Source organism: Thauera sp. 63 (assembly GCF_000310165.2).
Taxonomy (GTDB): Bacteria; Pseudomonadota; Gammaproteobacteria; order Burkholderiales; family Rhodocyclaceae; genus Thauera; species Thauera humireducens.
In genome coordinates this window covers 1-15995 of record NZ_AMXC01000049.1, presented here as the reverse complement: position 1 = coordinate 15995, position 15995 = coordinate 1, and the positions used below count along the sequence as shown (strand labels likewise).

16 protein-coding genes, 1 pseudogene and 1 other annotated feature are annotated in these 15995 nt (G+C 63.2%); of the genes and pseudogenes, 4 read left to right on the top strand and 13 right to left on the bottom strand.

Features of this window, described 5'->3' with window-relative positions; genetic code table 11:
• From C664_RS19200 to C664_RS19185, 4 genes are all read right to left on the bottom strand, one after another.
• Window positions 1-228, bottom strand: a 228-nt coding sequence (locus C664_RS19200) for an SDR family NAD(P)-dependent oxidoreductase (protein ID WP_004292741.1), incomplete at its 3' end; no start/stop codon positions are given.
• Window positions 219-884, bottom strand: coding sequence for a TenA family transcriptional regulator (locus tag C664_RS19195; RefSeq protein ID WP_232435142.1), 666 nt, complete (start codon window positions 882-884; stop codon window positions 219-221). The genes C664_RS19195 and C664_RS19200, both read right to left, overlap by 10 nt.
• Window positions 868-2370, bottom strand: a complete 1503-nt coding sequence (locus tag C664_RS19190; protein WP_004292739.1) for an AMP-binding protein — start codon at window positions 2368-2370, stop codon at window positions 868-870. Before C664_RS19190 ends, C664_RS19195 begins: the two co-directional genes overlap by 17 nt.
• The gene (locus C664_RS19185) at window positions 2363-2965 is read right to left on the bottom strand and encodes a thermostable hemolysin (RefSeq protein ID WP_004292738.1); all 603 of its coding nucleotides are present in this window, start codon (window positions 2963-2965) and stop codon (window positions 2363-2365) included. The genes C664_RS19190 and C664_RS19185 overlap by 8 nt, the downstream gene beginning before the upstream one ends.
• A gap of 142 nt (window positions 2966-3107) precedes the next feature.
• On the opposite strand from C664_RS19185, the gene yghU reads away from it, so the two are divergent.
• Window positions 3108-3983, top strand: a complete 876-nt coding sequence (yghU, locus tag C664_RS19180) for a glutathione-dependent disulfide-bond oxidoreductase (RefSeq protein ID WP_004292737.1) — start codon at window positions 3108-3110, stop codon at window positions 3981-3983.
• Between the two features lie 32 nt (window positions 3984-4015).
• On the top strand, window positions 4016-4645 hold the full coding sequence (locus C664_RS19175) for an SAM-dependent methyltransferase (protein WP_004292736.1): 630 nt from the start codon (window positions 4016-4018) through the stop codon (window positions 4643-4645).
• A gap of 22 nt (window positions 4646-4667) precedes the next feature.
• Here C664_RS19175 and C664_RS19170 read toward each other — a convergent pair whose 3' ends face one another.
• The 5 genes from C664_RS19170 to C664_RS19150 all read right to left on the bottom strand — a co-directional run bounded on the left by C664_RS19170 (window position 4668) and on the right by C664_RS19150 (window position 9172).
• Entirely contained in the window at window positions 4668-5654 is a 987-nt protein-coding gene (locus tag C664_RS19170; RefSeq protein ID WP_004292735.1) for a diaminopimelate dehydrogenase, read from the bottom strand.
• Between the two features lie 125 nt (window positions 5655-5779).
• Window positions 5780-6391 (bottom strand): 3'-5' exonuclease, encoded by a 612-nt coding sequence (locus tag C664_RS19165; protein WP_004292733.1) that lies wholly within the window; start codon window positions 6389-6391, stop codon window positions 5780-5782.
• Window positions 6392-6393: 2 nt separating this feature from the next.
• Complete coding sequence (locus C664_RS19160; protein ID WP_038012521.1) at window positions 6394-6729, bottom strand: DUF5710 domain-containing protein; 336 nt, start codon at window positions 6727-6729, stop codon at window positions 6394-6396.
• 698 nt (window positions 6730-7427) lie between these two features.
• Entirely contained in the window at window positions 7428-7871 is a 444-nt protein-coding gene (locus C664_RS19155; RefSeq protein ID WP_157354262.1) for a hypothetical protein, read from the bottom strand.
• Between the two features lie 380 nt (window positions 7872-8251).
• Window positions 8252-9172 (bottom strand): viperin family antiviral radical SAM protein, encoded by a 921-nt coding sequence (locus tag C664_RS19150; RefSeq protein WP_004292729.1) that lies wholly within the window; start codon window positions 9170-9172, stop codon window positions 8252-8254.
• A gap of 184 nt (window positions 9173-9356) precedes the next feature.
• Between C664_RS19150 and C664_RS19145 the strand changes: the two genes are divergently transcribed.
• On the top strand, window positions 9357-9818 hold the full coding sequence (locus C664_RS19145) for a hypothetical protein (RefSeq protein ID WP_004292728.1): 462 nt from the start codon (window positions 9357-9359) through the stop codon (window positions 9816-9818).
• A 31-nt stretch (window positions 9819-9849) separates the two neighbouring features.
• Here the strand turns inward: C664_RS19145 and C664_RS19140 are convergent.
• A protein-coding gene (locus tag C664_RS19140; protein ID WP_443080617.1) for an IS3 family transposase occupies window positions 9850-11081 on the bottom strand; the annotation gives its coding sequence in 2 pieces (ribosomal slippage) (window positions 9850-10790 and window positions 10790-11081; 1233 coding nt in all).
• Window positions 10687-10803: a sequence feature (AL1L pseudoknot), on the bottom strand. (Overlaps the previous gene by 117 nt.)
• On the opposite strand from C664_RS19140, the gene C664_RS19130 reads away from it, so the two are divergent.
• Window positions 11057-13393, top strand: coding sequence for an ankyrin repeat domain-containing protein (locus tag C664_RS19130; RefSeq protein WP_198291557.1), 2337 nt, complete (start codon window positions 11057-11059; stop codon window positions 13391-13393). The genes C664_RS19140 and C664_RS19130 overlap by 25 nt on opposite strands.
• Window positions 13394-13548: 155 nt before the next feature.
• On the opposite strand, the gene C664_RS19125 is transcribed toward C664_RS19130, so the two are convergent.
• From C664_RS19125 to C664_RS19115, 3 genes and pseudogenes are all read right to left on the bottom strand, one after another.
• On the bottom strand, window positions 13549-14058 hold the full coding sequence (locus C664_RS19125; RefSeq protein WP_004292725.1) for a hypothetical protein: 510 nt from the start codon (window positions 14056-14058) through the stop codon (window positions 13549-13551).
• A 394-nt stretch (window positions 14059-14452) separates the two neighbouring features.
• Window positions 14453-14737, bottom strand: coding sequence for a hypothetical protein (locus C664_RS19120; protein WP_157354259.1), 285 nt, complete (start codon window positions 14735-14737; stop codon window positions 14453-14455).
• A gap of 111 nt (window positions 14738-14848) precedes the next feature.
• Window positions 14849-15918 (bottom strand): annotated as a pseudogene (locus tag C664_RS19115) (IS3 family transposase); the annotation flags it as partial.
• Window positions 15919-15995: the final 77 nt, after the last annotated feature.

Here is a 15995-nt window from a genome sequence, read left to right as displayed (position 1 = left end):
GATTGGGGGGGCGGCGGGGGGGAGCCGATCGACGCCCTCGGCGGCGGTGAGGTCGGCGGCCAGCACGCTGCATGGCCCATTCACAGCGCTGGCAAGCCGTTCGAGGCGCGCGGGGTCGCGGGCGGTAAGCAGCAGCGACGCCCCGGCCATCGCCAGCTGGCGCGCCAGCGCCTCGCCCAGCCCTCCGGTCGCGCCGGTGAGGACGACGCGCGCATCGGTCAGTCGCATGATCCGCCCTCGCCCGGCAGCGCACGGAACACATCGCCGTACAATTTGAAGAACACGCGTGCGGCGTGAACCACGTCGGCCTGATCCTCGGGCTCCATGCGTTCGAGCAGACTCGCCAGGTGCTGCGTGTGCGCCTGGTCGAGCGTGCCGTGCGAGCGCAGGTACGAGAAGGCGGCGTCCGGCAGACCGAGCGCTGCCTGGATGCGATCGGCGGCGGTAAGCGCAAGCGCGACGCTGGTCCCCTCGAGCACGAACACCATGCCGAAGAAGGCTGCCGGATTGCGGCGGCTGATCAGGTCGTAGGCATAGGCCACCATCACCTCTGCCGGGAGATCGGGACGACCGGCGCGAACGGCCTCCGCATCGCCGCCTGCGGCGCGGATATCGTTGAGGATCCATTCCTCGTGGCCGATCTCTTCCTCGATGTACTCGGCCACCGCCTTGCGCATCCAGCCCTGCCGTTCCGGCAGCCGGCCGCCCAGACTCATCAGCAGCGGTGCGGTGTGCCTGACGTGGTGATAGGCCTGGGTGAGGAAGGCGACATACGCCTCGCGGCTGACCCGGCCCGCCAGGCAGTCCACGATGATCGGCGCGGTAACGAGATGCTGGCGCGCCTCGTCGGTCTCCAGGCGAAGCTGGTCATGGAAAGACATCATTGGCTTCCTTGTCGTTGGCGTTCGTTTCATTAGATGAGGCGGCGTAAAGCGCGTCGATCTGCATTGAATGGTGTTCGATGACCCGTGTGCGCACGGGGCGGCCGTTGCCCGTCGCCAGGCCGTTGTCGACCGTGAACGGCTGCACGGCCAACCAGTGCCGGACGCGCGCGTAGTCGGGCAAGGCGGCATTGACGCGGTCGATCAGCGCCGCGAGCGCCGCCGGATCGGCGCCCGGTGACGGAACGATCAGCGCAGCGAGTTGCGGCCGGCCGTCTCCGACAACGACAGCCTGGGCCACGCCGGCATCGGCCAGCAGCAGGGACTCGACCCATTCGGGCGAGACGTTGCGTCCGTAGGAGGTGATCAGTCGGTTTCCGCGCCGGCCGTCGAGATGCAGGTGGCCGCGCTCATCCAGATGTCCGAGGTCGCCGCTCGAAAATGCGCCGGAAGTGGCGCGCACGCCGCCGACGTAGCCGAGGAAGGCACGCGCATGCACCACGACCTCGCCCTCGCGCACAGACAGCCGCACATGCGGCAGGGGCGAACCGGCATCCTCGCCATCGTCACCCGGCAGGTTCAGGCTCACGACGGATCCGGCCTCGGTGAAGCCGTAGCCCTGATAGGCGGGAATGCCCCGCGCCCGCGCAAGCTCGAGCAGCCCGGGGGCAACGCGTGCGCCACCCACCGCGACGAATCGCAGACGCTCGCTCGCCATCAGCCCGCGGGCGGCGAGCCACAGGCTCCAGACCTTCAGCAGTTCCGGAACGAGGATGAGGCTCACCGCGCCACTTTCACGCACGACCGCATCCAGCCGCGCCGGATCGAAGCCTGCGCCGCCTTGCCAGCCCATCGTCCCGAGCGGCGGCAGATGGACGGGAATGCCACGCAGCAACGCGGCATGGACACCCGCCACGTTCTCCAGCAGCAGCCCCAGCGGCAAGGCGGCGAGGTGACACTGCAGCGCCAGCGCCGCCGTCGCCTCGCCGACGGCGCCGGCCGTGTCGAGCAGGCCCTCGCGCGACAGGCAGACGCCTTTCGGGGCGCCCGTGCTGCCGGACGTATAGGAGATCTTCGCGGTGCCCTCGGGCAGGGACACCGCCGGGACGATCCGCCGCATCCAGTAAAGGCCCTGCCAGCGCCCCGTGTGGCAGAAGCCGAGATCGAGCGCGCCGATGCGTTCCGGCATGTCGGTAAGGACCGTGTCCGCCGCGCTGTGCTCGAGCGCATGGCGCAGCTGCGCCGGCGTGAAGAACGCCGGCAGCGGCAGATGCACCTTGCCCGCCAGCTGGGTACCGAGATCGGCCATCACCCACGCCGGCCCGTTGTCGGCCAGCACGGCAACCACCTTCGACGCTGCCAGCCGCGGCTGCAGGGCGCGCAGTTCGTCCGCGATCTCGGTCGCGCGCCAGCGTCGCTGGCCGGAGTCGAGCAGGGGCGCATCCTTATCGTGGGACGCAAACACGTCGAGCCAGGAGAATTCAGCCACGCTCGCTCCCCTTCTCCAGCGCCATGCGAATCCTGCCGGCGACGACCACCGGCCGGGTGTCGTAATACCGCCCCCAGGCGAGGGCCTGACCGCCGAGACGCTCGGGGTCGGCCTGGGCCAGGGCCAGCGGCGGCAGGCTGAGGCGGCGGAAGATGCCGATCAACTCGGTCGTCGCGGTGAACACCACCCACTCGAAGCCGAGCAGATCGAGATGCGCCGCGAGCAGCAGGATCAGGTCCACGCTGCTGCCCGGGCGCTCCGCCGCCAGGTTGCCAACCTCGACGATGCGGTCGCGCGGCACGGCCTGCCCGGCCAGTCGTCCGATCTCGCGCTCGATGGGCGCATCGAGGTAGCGCTCCAGGAACAACCCTTCTTCGGCCGCACTGCGCCAGCCCACCGCAGCGAGCGGACGCGCGTCCTGCTCGAGCAGCATGAGGTTCGGCGCGAACGCCGGCACGTCGGCCGCATAGGCCTGCCTGAAGGTGGCCCGGATGAATGCCTCGGCGACGTGGCGACGGGGATGCCCTGTGACCACGTGCGAGACCGACGGGCCATCGGACAAACGCTTGAAGCGACGTTGTAGTGCGCCAGACATGACGGTCCTTGGAAACGCGTTGCCGCCAAGGTAAGCAGCGCGGATTAATCCACGCTTAAGCGCGCAGCGAACCGCCGATGCGTCGCGGGGTTCATCGCTCTATGATGCAGACTTGAGTCCGAACCCTCACGGAGACCACGCGATGTCGAACACCCCCGGGTATACCCCGCCCAAGGTCTGGACCTGGACCAAGCCGAGCGGCGGCCAGTTCGCCAGCATCAACCGCCCCGTCGCCGGCCCGACGCACGAGCGCACGTTGCCGCGCGGCAGACATCCGCTGCAGCTGTATTCGCTCGCCACGCCCAACGGCGTGAAGGTGACGGTGATGCTGGAGGAACTGCTCGCCGCCGGACACAGCGGCGCCGAGTACGACGCCTGGCTGATCCGCATCAACGAGGGCGACCAGTTCGGCAGCGGCTTCGTCGATGTGAACCCGAACTCCAAGATCCCCGCCCTGCTCGACTGCAGCGGCCCGGCGCCGATCCGGGTGTTCGAATCGGGCGCCATCTTGCTGTACCTGGCCGAGAAGTTCGGTGCCTTCGTGCCGACCGACCCTGCCCGACGCGCCGAGTGCCTGTCCTGGCTGTTCTGGCAGGTGGGCAGCGCGCCCTATGTCGGTGGCGGCCTGGGCCATTTCTACGCCTACGCACCAACCAAGATCGAGTACGCCATCGACCGCTTCGCGATGGAAACGAAGCGCCAGATGGATGTACTCGACCGCCGCCTGGGCGAGAGCCGCTACGTGGCCGGCGACGAATACACCATCGCCGACATGGCGATCTGGCCCTGGTATGGCGGCATGGCCAAGGGCCTGCTGTACGACGCCGGCGAGTTCCTGCAGGTGCAGGACTACCGCAACGTCATCCGCTGGGCCGACGAGATCGGCGCGCGCCCTGCGGTGAAGCGCGGGCGCATGGTCAACCGCGTGATGGGTCCGCTCGACAGCCAGCTGCACGAGCGCCACGACGCCGGCGACTTCGACACCCGCACCCAGGACAAGCTGCAGCCCGAGGCCTGACCGCCGCTGCCATTTCACAAGGAGCCGCCCCAATGGACCAGAACAGCATCTGGAGCAAGCGCTACAGCGACGCCGGCCAGGACTACCTGTTCGGCACCGAGCCGAACCGTTTTCTCGCTCGTCGCGAACAACGGCTGCAGGACGGCCGCAACGCCATCTCCATCGCCGACGGCGAAGGCCGCAACTCGGTCTGGCTGGCCGAGCAGGGTCTGGAAGTCACCGGCATCGAGATCTCCGCCGTCGCCATCGAGAAGGCCCGCCACCTCGCCGCGGCGCGCAAGGTCGAGGTGAATTTCGTCCAGGCCGACATGCTCGCGCCCCGCTGGCCGCCGGCCGAACTGCAGGCCGCCTTCGACTGGGTGATCGGCATCTTCATCCAGTTCGTCGGCCCGGAATGGCGCGATCGCCAGTTCGAAGTCATGAAGCGGCTCGCTCGCCCCGGTGGCCGCATCCTGCTGCAGGGCTATACGCCCAAGCAGCTCGAATACCGCACGGGCGGCCCGTCGGCAGCCGAGAACCTCTACACCGAGGACATCCTGCGCGAGGCGTTCGCCGACTGGGAGATCGAGGAACTGGTCGAGTACGAGGACACCATCGCCGAGGGCAGCGGACACGTGGGACGGTCGGCGCTGATCGGCATGGTGGCGCGCAAGCCCGCCTGAGCGGGCCTGCCTGCGCCAGGGCCTAGAGCAACTCCTTGCGCAGTTCGGCCGCGCTCTTGGGCGACAGCAGCCCCGGCGCGATGTCGAACACGGTCCTGGCGCCAACCTCGCCCTGCTGGCCGAGGCGGAAGGCAGCGCGCGCATAGGCGACGAGCACGCTGGAGGTGAACTCGGGGTTGCTGTCGAGCTTGAGCCCGAACTCCATGATCTGCGAGGACGCCACACCGGTGGTGCCGCTGCGGATCACGAAGCCGCCGTGTGGCATGGCGGCGTGATCGCGCCGCAGCGCTTCCGCACTGATGAAATTCACCTTGGTGTCGTAGTCGGCAAAATAGTCCGGCATCGTCAGGATCGCCTGCTCGACCGCGCTCGGATCGGCGCCGGCTTCGAGCACCACGTGACATTCGCGGGTGTGCTTTTCGCGCGTCGTCAGGCTGGGGCGCGAACCGCTGCGAACCCGCTCGATCGCCGCCTGCGACGGTATCGTGTACTGCACCGCGCCCTGCACGCCCGGCACGCGGCGCAGCGCGTCCGAATGCCCCTGGCTGAGCCCCTTGCCCCAGAAGGTGTAGCTCGCCCCGTCGGGCAATACTGCCTCGCCATACAGGCGGTTGATCGAGAACAGACCGGGATCCCAGCCCACCGAAATCACCGCGACCCGCTTGCCGCCACGCGCCGCCGCATCCACCGCGGCAAAATACTCCGGCACTTTGGCGTGGGTATCGAAGCTGTCGACGGTATTGAACAGCGCCGCCAGTGCGGGCCCTTGCTCGGGCAGGTCGGTCTTGGATCCGCCACACAGGATGAGCACATCGACGGCGTCGACGAAGTCCTCGATGCGCGCCATCGCATGCACCGGCACGCCGCCGCTCTGCAGTACGAGTCCGGCCGGGTCGCGCCGCGTGAAGACGGCGACGAGCTCCATGTCGGGGGTGCGCGCCAGGGCCGATTCGACCCCTCTGCCCAGGTTGCCATAGCCAGCGATGGCGATTCTGACCTTGCTGCTCATGTAGGAATCCGTGTTGGGGTTACGGGGCAGCCACGCCCCGGAGTTGCGTCAAAGGCCGCGATTATCGTCGAAGGCAGTCCGGGCTGTGAGGGCTGCCCGCTCCAGGCGGCCGCTGGAACGACACTTCAGCCGCCGCGCGCAGCCGCGAGGCACCTTGGCAACTGTGCCTTCGACGCTCGCTGTATCCGGCGCAGCAGGTCGACCGACACCTCGGGCACCCGGTGACGCAGCCGCAGCTCCTCTTCGAGCCGAAGCAGGAGGCTCGCGGCCATCTCGGCATCGGCGAGCGCCCGGTGGTAACGACCGGCGACCGGCAGCTTCGCGTACTCGACCAGGGCGCCGAGCTTGTGACTGGGCGCGAGCGGCAGCAAGCGGCGTGACAGGAGCAGAGAGCAGACGAAGTCCTGCTTCCGCTCGCGCTGGATGTGCTCGAGCTCCGCATCCCAGAACCTGGCGTCGAACGAAGCGTTGTGGGCGACGATGGGGATGCCGCCGACAAAGTCCGACACCTCGCGCATGACCGCGTCCGCCGGGGGCGCGCTGCGGATCATCGCGTTGGAGATGCCCGTGAGCGCCTCGATGTAGGCCGGGATGCGCACGCCGGCATTCATCAGGCTCTGGTAGCGGTCCACAACCCGACCGCCCTCCACGATCACCGCCGCGACTTCGGTCGCCCGATCGCCCTGCGAGGGCGACAGGCCAGTGGTCTCGAAGTCGATCACCGCCACCACTTCCATGCTCAACACCCCTGCTGGGGCTCGGGCCACGACTGCAGCCGGCACTTGTCGCAGTCATCCCACGGCAGGCAGTCGCACACCCGCGGCAGCGCCACGAAACGGCTGCCCACCTGGACCTTGGCCTCGGTCATCGGCTTCGCCGCGGGGCTGCGTCGCGGTGCGGGCGCGGACACAGGTGCCGCCACCGAGGGGTCATGCGGTGTCGGTTGCCAGCGCGAGAACGGCGCCAAGTCCAGACCCCCTTCGACGAACCAGAGCTTGCGCGCGGCATCCCAGCGCGCACCCAGCTTCTTGGCCTGATCTTTCTCGGCAAACGGGACCTTCAGGTTGTGGCGCATGGCGGCATCGGGATCATCGTGACGGGAGCGCATTATAGGCTCCGCGGCCATGGAGACAGGTAAATGAAACCTGTGCTGGGCCTTGCGTCTAAGGCGCATGAATAGTAGAGCCAAGAACGCAACGCGAATCAGTCAAGAAATGAAAGATGAGCTGAAAGTCGGCGAACTCACACCCGCACCGAAAATAAGACTTGAGCTAGCTTGACTGGTGCGACTACACGGACCCGAGGATTCCGACGTGAGAGAAAGCGGACACTTCCCTTTGGAAGACCGCTAAGCCCGCGAAGCATCGTTCCTCGTGAGGTACGCCCCCTTAACGGGCGGCCTCTCGATGCTCAGCTGGCGCTGGATGCCGATGAAGCGCGACGGGGGAAACCAGCGCAAGGTGTGGTCAAGCGATAGCCTTCGCATAGCTCAGCCGCTCGAGGTCATACACCTCCACAGTAAACTGCACTGGGGTGGCCCCGTTGCGTCGTGCCGCCCGATTGCGGTTGCCCCCACTGGCAGTGGCGAATCGATACCGACCGCTACCGCACCAAGCCCCTCCCACATGCGTGCCAAATGGTCCGGGTCGCCGCTGCGGATGTTGGAGACGATGGCGCTGCCGCGCAGGACCACAAGATGGCAGCCCTTCCGCGCACCGCCAATGTCGATACTGGCGACCGTCAGTGGGCTGTCGCGCACGCTGCGGAGAGGCGTCAGCGCGGCACGCAACTTACCGGCTGTCGCAGGAGGCGCAGTTCGGTCCCTGCTGCCTCACGTATGGCGAGCGTCGCTGCGGCCAATTCTTCGCCCGTCAGCGCACCGACCTCCGAGGCCGGCAACTCCATGTTCGCGACGGCGTAGTCGAGCCACGTTTGATAGCCGGCGGGCACCGCCGGCAACCCTGCGGGCGTGTCGATGATTGCCCCGTGCTTGAGAAGACACTCGAGGACGGTTTCATCGCTCCACTCCGACATCAAGAGCCAGGTCGCACACAGGCCATCCGAGTAGCGGGCCCAGAGTTGCGCCGCCACATCCGGTGAAACCTCGAAGCCTGCTTTTGCTGCAGTCGCAACCAGGCGTGCGATATCGTCCGGGAACTGGGCCGCGAAGTCCGGCACAACGGGTTCGGGTAACTGAGCGAGCAGTAATTTCTTCATCCGGATTCCCTCCCCCATAAACTGTCCACTGATCATCGTGTCCGGCGATTACTCTAGCAGGGTATTGCAGATGCCTCGGCGAACGCAGCGACCTCTGCGTTGCATGGCGTGACTGCCCAACGAAGGTTCATCCCTCAGCACGTCAAGGTCAATCAGCTTAGTGATCTAACCCACCCTCTGGATCAGGCTGGACTCAGCCCGGCGCAGGTCCCGGCGGAAGTTTTCTAGGCTCCGCCAGTCGCTCGGCGACTTCGCGACGGTCACTATCGGCCAACCAGACGGATGGCTGAGCTTTCCGTGCTTGCCTCCACGACGAAAGCCCCATCCCTCACGAACCAGTTTGCGGATCAAGCAGTTCATCTCTTTGTTAGAGCAGTATTTCATGCGCTCCTCCCCGCCACATCGGACAAGGCATAGCGCGCTGTGAAGCGTGCGGAGTCGAAGGCGACATCAGAATAGGCCGCAGCGGCACCGACCTCAAGAATGGGTCTGCTGTAGCGGTACCCCTGCCCGGCGATCAACAAACTATTCTGGAAGAATCGTCCGTGAGGATCGACCATCAGGTACGACTCGCGCATATCCTGATTGTCTTCAGCGCAGAGGATTCGAGAGAAGGCCTGGTGGCGCGTGATAAAGGCCATGAACTCCTGATCGCTGACGACCAGTTCTTGATTCACCACCGGCAGCATGCGAAGAACCTTCCACTTCTCCGGTGCGAAGCAGCGGAGAAGCTCGCTGAGATCCTCGGAGTGATTTAGCCGATTGACCACGGTGTTGAGCTTCAGGCGCAAACCCGGATTTGACTGGCGGGCACTGGCTAGGCTGCTCTCGAGCGTGTGCAGATCGAGCAGCCGGTCGCGGCGGTCGACGCGACCGATGGCGCGGTTGGTCGCGGATATGGCAGAGTCGATGCTTATGCCGAGCCAGGTCAGCTGCGGCGCCAGTCTGCGGAGTTGCTCATGATCGAGGTGGCTACCGTTACTTATTAGCGAGACCTCAAAGCCGAGAGCCCGCGCATGGCTGACCATAGCAGGCAGCTTGCCGGCATGGAGCAACGGCTCGCCACCGGCAAGGTTGAGGCGGACCGCGTTCCAGTTCATTCGGCTCGCCAGCGGGTTAGCTCGGTTGGACGGTTGAAAAAAGCGGTACAACTCGCCGAGGAGTGCTGCCGTTCGTTCTTGGCAGTGGATCAGTTCGCGTGAGTTGGCGGACTCGTTCCAGCCGGCGTAGCAGTACCGGCAGCGGTAGTTGCAGGCTTCGGTGAGGTGCCAGTTGATGACAAGCGGGGCGGGGTTGTGCATGACACGGACTCCAAGGGGTTGAGTCCGCAAAGGGTGTCAGTGAGCCCGATTGGCCGGTATGAAGAACCGCGTACCCCCTCGTCCGTCACTTTGTACAAGGGGGGGTACGGGCATTTTCAGTGGGCAGCCATCCGATCCTTGTAATCATCGGCGCACCGCAACCAACACAGCGAAATTTGCCCTCATGAGCACACTACCCCTCACCGAAGCGATCCTCCTCGAGATCCACCAGAGCCTCGGCTGCGCCCGCTATGCGACAGTTAAGCAGAACAAGTTCGTGACCGGCCAAGCCAGCATGGAAGCCCATAAGGTCATGGGCGAAGAAGTCCTGCACACCATCTTTGATGCCCTAGACATGGCTCCACGGGCACGACTTGATGTGCTTGATGGGCTAACCGAGTTCGCGAACGCCTACAAGACACTTGAACTGAATACCTGGACCTTCGCTGCAGATGAGCGCCAAATCCTCTGGATGTTGCTGGGTTACTTCTACGTGCCCGGACTGGCGCGCCGTGCGGCGTTCTGGAACCTTGGTGACGCGTTGGACAAAGGCATGCCGGGGGGACGCTTCTGGTACCTGCCTGAGCCGCGAGATGTTGATGGCGAGATGACTCTTTACCTACCGGTAGCTCAGGTTGTCGACTGAATCGCCCCGGGTTTCGAGGAGGCCGGTTGGTTTAAGTTAAGACAGCAGTCTCTGTCTTCTCGGCGAGTTGCCGGAAGTAGTTTGCCTCAGCTTCGGCCGGTGGAATATAACCAATCGGCTCGAGCAGTCGGGTGTGGTTGAACCAGTGCACCCACTGCAGGGTGGCCAACTCCACCGATTCCCTGCTCTTCCAGGGCGCGCGGCGGTGAATCAGCTCAGTCTTGTACAAGCCGTTGATGGTCTCGGCCAGTGCGTTGTCGTAGCTGTCGCCACGACTGCCCACCGACGGTTTCACGCCGGCCTCAGCCAGCCGCTCGGAGTAGCGGATGGACAGGTACTGAGCGCCTCGGTCCGAGTGATGAACCAAGCCGTTGGCATCGGGCCGCCGTTCGTACAAAGCCTGCTCCAGCGCGTCGAGGACGAAATCGGTCTGCATGGTGCGACTGACGCGCCAGCCCACGATGCGCCGGGCGAACACGTCGATGACGAAGGCGACATACAACCACCCCTGCCAAGTCGAAACGTAGGTGAAGTCCGACACCCACAGCTCATTGGGGCGGCGGGCCTTGAACACCCGATTGACCCGGTCCAGTGGGCAGGGCGCCGAGGCGTCGGGAAGCGTCGTGCGGACCTTCCTGCCACGACGTACCCCCTCAAGCCCCAAGCGCCTCATCAACCGCTCGACCGTACAGCGGGCCACCCGGATGCCCTCACGGTTCATCTGCAGCCAGACCTTGTCTGCACCATAGACCTGCCAGTTGGCGTGCCACACGCGCTGGACCTCGTTTGCCAGGCTGTCGTCTTGCCGCGCGCGGCGACTGCGGAGCTGCGGGTTGCGTCGGCGTGCCGCATGGCGCCAGTAACAGGACGGGGCCATCTGCAAAACCCGGCAGATGGGCTCGACCCCGAACGTGTGACGGTGTTGGTCGATGAAGTGCTTTAGCTCTTCAAACGGCGGTCGAGCTCCGCCTGGGCGAAAAACGCGCTCGCCGCCTTGAGGATGTCGTTGGCACGGCGCAACTCCTTGTTCTCTCGCTCCAGTTGCTTGAGGCGCTCGCGCTCACTGCTCGTCAGCCCATCGCGCTGGCCACCGTCAATCTCCTCGCGCTTGACCCAGTCATGCAGGGTCTGCGGCACGCAGCCAATCTTGGGGGCGATCGATTCAATCGCCGCCCACAGCGAGGGGTACTCGCCTCGGTGTTCCTGCACCATGCGCACGGCGCGCTCACGCACTTCCGGTGAAAACTTCGATGATTTGTTCATGGCTCCATCTTCTCAAGAGTTGGAGCCTCCTCAAAACCCGGGGCGATTCATACTGGCTGCTGGATCTGTTGGGCGTCCCGCTGGAGGAATTTGCCAACCAACGCAGCCAGTCTCTTGAAGACTCGGACGACAAATCCTCGGAAGCCCTGATGCGCTCGCTGTACAACTGGCGCAGGGGCACCACACCTGAGCTGAACTCCATCAGGGAGTACTTCCCGGACGAGTTACAGGTCAAATTCGAGGGCGCCTTCTCCCCCGATAGCACGCACTCGCCTGCCGACCAGTTCGATGCCGCCCAGCGTTTCGTATCCCGCAAGAAGCTGACTGCCGACAAACTGCGCCTAGAGATCCCGATGACTCAGCCCGGCCGGATCGAGGCAGTTCTGGATGGCTGCGCCGATGAGGATGAGAAAGAGCATTTCGTCAGATGTCTTTCTGACCGCTACGCACCGCCGTCACCTCATACCATCCGCCAACGCCTCCTGTTCGCCCGGATGATCCAGGATGGCTACACCCGCCTGCTCAAATTTCTATGCCCCGGCGTTGACCGGCTCTGTGCTGATGCCCGGAACAACAAGCTGCTGCAACTGTTCGCCATCTACAAGCTCATCTACAACCTGACCATTGACGCTTGGCGCAACTGCAGTGATCACGGCGAGGCGGCGGAAAACGTCTGGTTCGAGGAACACCTGCCCCAGGCTGATAAATTCGGGCTCTTCCTCTCCATCCTTCCCTCACAGCGAGAAGCATCCAGTCTGGAGCTTGCACGATTGCTGACTCGCCATTTCTCCGAAATGCAGGAAGGCTCGGAGCTCGAAAATCATGTCGGGCTTGATGCCGAAACGTCGATAACCATCATCAGACGGAACGACGAGCGCGTAGCTGCACTAGCAGACGAGCTGAGTGCTGAGTCAGACCTCGTCGAACGCATGAAGAGCGCCTCCCCGTGGCGGGCCCTGCAAGGGGAGCACCGCTACGCCGTGGTCCGCCAGGTGGGCCACCGTCCTGACCTGAGCTCGCGCGCAAAAGAGGCAGCTACCCAGCGCTTACGCGAACTTTCCGTCACGCCGGCACTGACGGTACAAACCATTCTTTTCGAGCTCAATGGCTATCTTAACGGCGAGCGCAAGCAACAGCCGAAGGATGTCCGCGAGCGGGTTCAGGCGTTGCTCGACGAGGCAAGTGCAAGCGAAGGTTATCGCCTTTGGAAAGCCGCCATCCTGCAATACAAGGCCAAACACCTGCTGGCCTGCAATGACTTCGAGGGCGCTGGAGAGTTGTTCAGGGAGGCGCTGGAAGCTGGACGAGAGCGCAACTACGGCCCACTGCGGGGCGAAGTTGCGCGGGACTGCCTTGCTGTGTCCGTCGCCAATCAGAAGCTGATCGTGAACAACCACGAGAAGTACTATCGTGAAATGCTGGCTGGAGGGGTCATCGAGGGCGAAAAGATTCCCACCATCGAAGATACAGCACGCTGGGCCGCCGACTACTTCTGGAGCACGCTCTACAAGCCTTATCCGGGCCTTGAGCGCCTGAAACCCATGGCGGGCGAAAAGATCGCTGAGTCAATCCGGCTTCTGATGACGGGCGACCAACAAGAACTACTCCGCTGGATAAAGTGCAATCGGAAAGAGCTCAATTCGCACCTACCGCTGGTGAGCGGTGAAACTGCGCTGATGTGCTGGATCAAGTTGCGGACTCATTTCGCGAAGAATTCTTCCTTGATGCGTCAGATGACTCACCTCGTACCTCAAAACGAACACGATACCGTTGAAACCCTATTGGGTCGCTTGCAGCAGGCCATCGGAGTACTGGCACAGCAGGCACCAAAGCAGTTAAACGTGCCAGACTTCAAGAGGCAAACTCCGCTCATGTTGCTTTCTGAGAACGGAGATACTGAATTGGTCAAGCTCTTGCTCCAAGCCGGAGCTGATCCCGACGTCCAGGACTGGAAGGGCATGACCGCATTACACTCAGCCATCAAGTCCGGATCGGACGGTTGCGTGGATGCCCTGCTCGACCATCCCTGCCGCCTGGACAAGCGCACCGATGACGGCCAATCTCCACTACATACAGCGGCATGGTCGGGGAACCTCCATGCAACTCAGCGCTTGCTTCAGCTAGCTCCCGAGCTTGCTTGGCAGCGCAACTCCCAAGAGATGACCCCTCTCGAGCAGGTCGAAGTACTGGTAGAGAACCCGCAAGCTCTGCAAAGGCTGACAGAAGTGCTCATGAAGAACGGAAAACACCCCGCTTCTTCAAGCAAACTTGACAAGGTTGTTGAGCAGCTTGAGCGAGCAAAACTTCACTAACCCACCGAAATCAGGGAGGGGGTACCCGTCGCACGTCCGGAGGTGGTGCCGCTATTGAGTTTTCAGGAAAGCTGTCGCTCAACGTGACGCTTCAGGGGACGGCGAAATGCACAGTATCTCGACGGTCTGCTGCAAGCAAGGGTTGGGCGTCAGCTTCATGGCGACAACATTTTGGTCGCGAGAGCGCTGTACACCGTCCAACCCCCAACTGCGAGCGCGGTCAAAACACTGCCGATGATTGCGAGCGCCTTCTGATTGGTTGCGTCACAGAGCCACAACCAAGCATTGGCGAGACGGCCGCTGGAAAGATTGACGTTGTGCTCCCGCTCGAAGCGATCACGTTCCGCCTTGGTCACGAGCAGGTCTGAGGGCGTGAAGTAGTGCGCTTGGAGGTAGCCAGTGCCCGACGCCTTATCTCGCGACGGTGACGAGTATAAGACCGAGACGCCCGCGCGTTCAGTCTCATGGCACTCAAGGATGCGACGAGCATCTTCGGCCTTCAGATAACGAATGGAGTGCCACTCGTAGTCTGGGGTCCTGAACGAGAATGTAGTGGTGGTCGTTGTCGTGACTATCCGATCCTCCGTTTCGCGGACGCGCTGGTGACTTCCGAGTTCCCGCAGATATACAGAGAAGATCAGTAAATCTCTGCGAGCGTAGTCCAACAATGTAGCTCGATCACATCTGGCGAATCGCCATCGGTCGATGATCTCATCGAGTGGGAAGAACTCTTTCTCTGGCAAAGACATAGTCAACGAGAGCTACCGGGAAAAAACTTAATGCAATGCTTCGTTTCTATTGACGCCCTACGTAGAGGCAAGCGGCGTACACGGTTTCTCGCGGAGGTTCGCTCGACCGCCAGATTATACCGGATATGCGACTTCAGATGATTCACCCTGGAAAGTCAAAAAACGATCTATCTTGCTTTACGGGGGAGTCCATATATGAGCGGTTAGGCGTCAGTCGTCTTGGCCTCGGACCGTAGTTTCGCAAGCTGAATTCATTTCTACCTCTAACTGGACTTTTGACTCGTAATCGGCCCGATTCGTGTGCCCCACCTCAAGGATCACCTGCCTTCTCCATGTAACGAATAAGCATTGCAATAACTGCATCGTACTTGATGTCGACATTGGTCTTCGATGCTTCATGTGCCTCGCGGGTGAACTCGATCAAGCGCATGCGAATGCCTCGGTCTTGCAGATCCTTCCAACCATATGTCGTTAGGTCCGCAATACGTTCCGGTGAGTATCCAGTGCGTGATGCAATCGATCCTATCCGGTTGCGGAATTCGTCGATGAGTGGATCGTTATCCGCGACGTTGCCGCCGCGGTCGATATACGCCATTCGGTACTCAATGGAGTCCCGGTCGACCTGCCCCGCGGAGTGTTCAGTCGCAGCGCCCGAGGCGCGTCTTTCCTGCATACCAGCCGTTAAGAGTGAATCGCCCCGGGTTTCCTAGACGGTCCCGTTCTTCAAAAAATACTGCCGCTCGAACTCTACCGGCGAGAGCTGGTTGGTGAAACCGTGGCGTCGCCGTGGGTTGTAGAAGAGCTCGATGTAATCGAAAACATCGGAGCGAGCCTGCGCCCGATCCGTGTAGATCTTTCGCTTGATCCGCTCGCGCTTGAGCAGCTGGAAGAAGCTTTCCGCTACCGCGTTATCGTGGCAGTTGCCACGCCGGCTCATGCTCGGCACCAGTCGGTGCGACTTCAGGAAGTCTTGCCAGTCGTGGCTGCTGAACTGGCTACCCTGATCTGAATGCACCAGCACCTGCTCAGTCGGTTTGCGCCGCCACACCGCCATCAGCAAGGCGTTCAACGCCAGTTCCTTGGTCATCCGTTCGCCCATCGACCAACCGACGACCTGACGGGAGAACAGATCGAGCACCGCGCACAGGTACAGCCACCCCTCGTGGGTTCGGATGTAAGTGATATCGGTCACCCAGCTCTTGTTCGGCGCTGTCGGGGCAAACTGGCGCTCGAGCAGATTCGGCGCAACCACCGCCGGCCGCCCACCGTAGCGACCGGGGCGGCGTCCATAGCCGGTGTGCGAGCGCAGGCCCGCCAAGCGCATCAGCCGCGCCACGCGATGCTTGCCACACGCTTCGCCCATGTCGTGCAGATCGTTACGGATCTTGCGATAGCCATAGATACGCCCGCTGGCCTCCCAGCATTGCGTAATCAGCGCTCCGATGCGCTGGTCATTAGCCGAGCGCTCGGAAACGGGTTGCTGCTTCCACGCGTAATAACCGCTCGGATGGACCGCCAGCGTCGAACACAGGCGACGCACCGGATACTGCACCACGTGGGCGTCGATGAAGGCGTACCTCACCCGGACTGCTTGGCAAAGTACGCGGCGGCCTTTTTTAGGATGTCGCGCTCCTCGGTCACGCGCCGCAACTCCGCCTTCAGGCGCCGAATCTCGTCCGCCTGGCTGTCGCGCTCGGCACGCTGCTCCGCCGGAACGCCGTAACGCTTGATCCAGGTGTAGAGACTGTGGGCGCTGACGCCAAGCCGCACGGCCACTGTCACTGACCGCCACAATAGAGCCACCGATGATCGGCATATAGAAGCCACTCGAACCGGGCTCTGACGGACGTCGT

Excerpts from the sequence above, each read along its gene's own strand:
- C664_RS19195 (WP_232435142.1), bottom strand. The coding sequence starts at position 884 with ATGATGTCTTTCCATGACCAGCTTCGCCTGGAGACCGACGAGGCGCGC.
- C664_RS19185 (WP_004292738.1), bottom strand. The coding sequence starts at position 2,965 with ATGTCTGGCGCACTACAACGTCGCTTCAAGCGTTTGTCCGATGGCCCG.
- yghU (WP_004292737.1), top strand. The coding sequence starts at position 3,108 with ATGTCGAACACCCCCGGGTATACCCCGCCCAAGGTCTGGACCTGGACC.
- C664_RS19175 (WP_004292736.1), top strand. The coding sequence starts at position 4,016 with ATGGACCAGAACAGCATCTGGAGCAAGCGCTACAGCGACGCCGGCCAG.
- C664_RS19170 (WP_004292735.1), bottom strand. The coding sequence starts at position 5,654 with ATGAGCAGCAAGGTCAGAATCGCCATCGCTGGCTATGGCAACCTGGGC.
- C664_RS19165 (WP_004292733.1), bottom strand. The coding sequence starts at position 6,391 with ATGGAAGTGGTGGCGGTGATCGACTTCGAGACCACTGGCCTGTCGCCC.
- C664_RS19160 (WP_038012521.1), bottom strand. The coding sequence starts at position 6,729 with ATGCGCCACAACCTGAAGGTCCCGTTTGCCGAGAAAGATCAGGCCAAG.
- C664_RS19155 (WP_157354262.1), bottom strand. The coding sequence starts at position 7,871 with ATGAAGAAATTACTGCTCGCTCAGTTACCCGAACCCGTTGTGCCGGAC.
- C664_RS19150 (WP_004292729.1), bottom strand. The coding sequence starts at position 9,172 with ATGCACAACCCCGCCCCGCTTGTCATCAACTGGCACCTCACCGAAGCC.
- C664_RS19145 (WP_004292728.1), top strand. The coding sequence starts at position 9,357 with ATGAGCACACTACCCCTCACCGAAGCGATCCTCCTCGAGATCCACCAG.
- C664_RS19120 (WP_157354259.1), bottom strand. The coding sequence starts at position 14,737 with ATGGCGTATATCGACCGCGGCGGCAACGTCGCGGATAACGATCCACTC.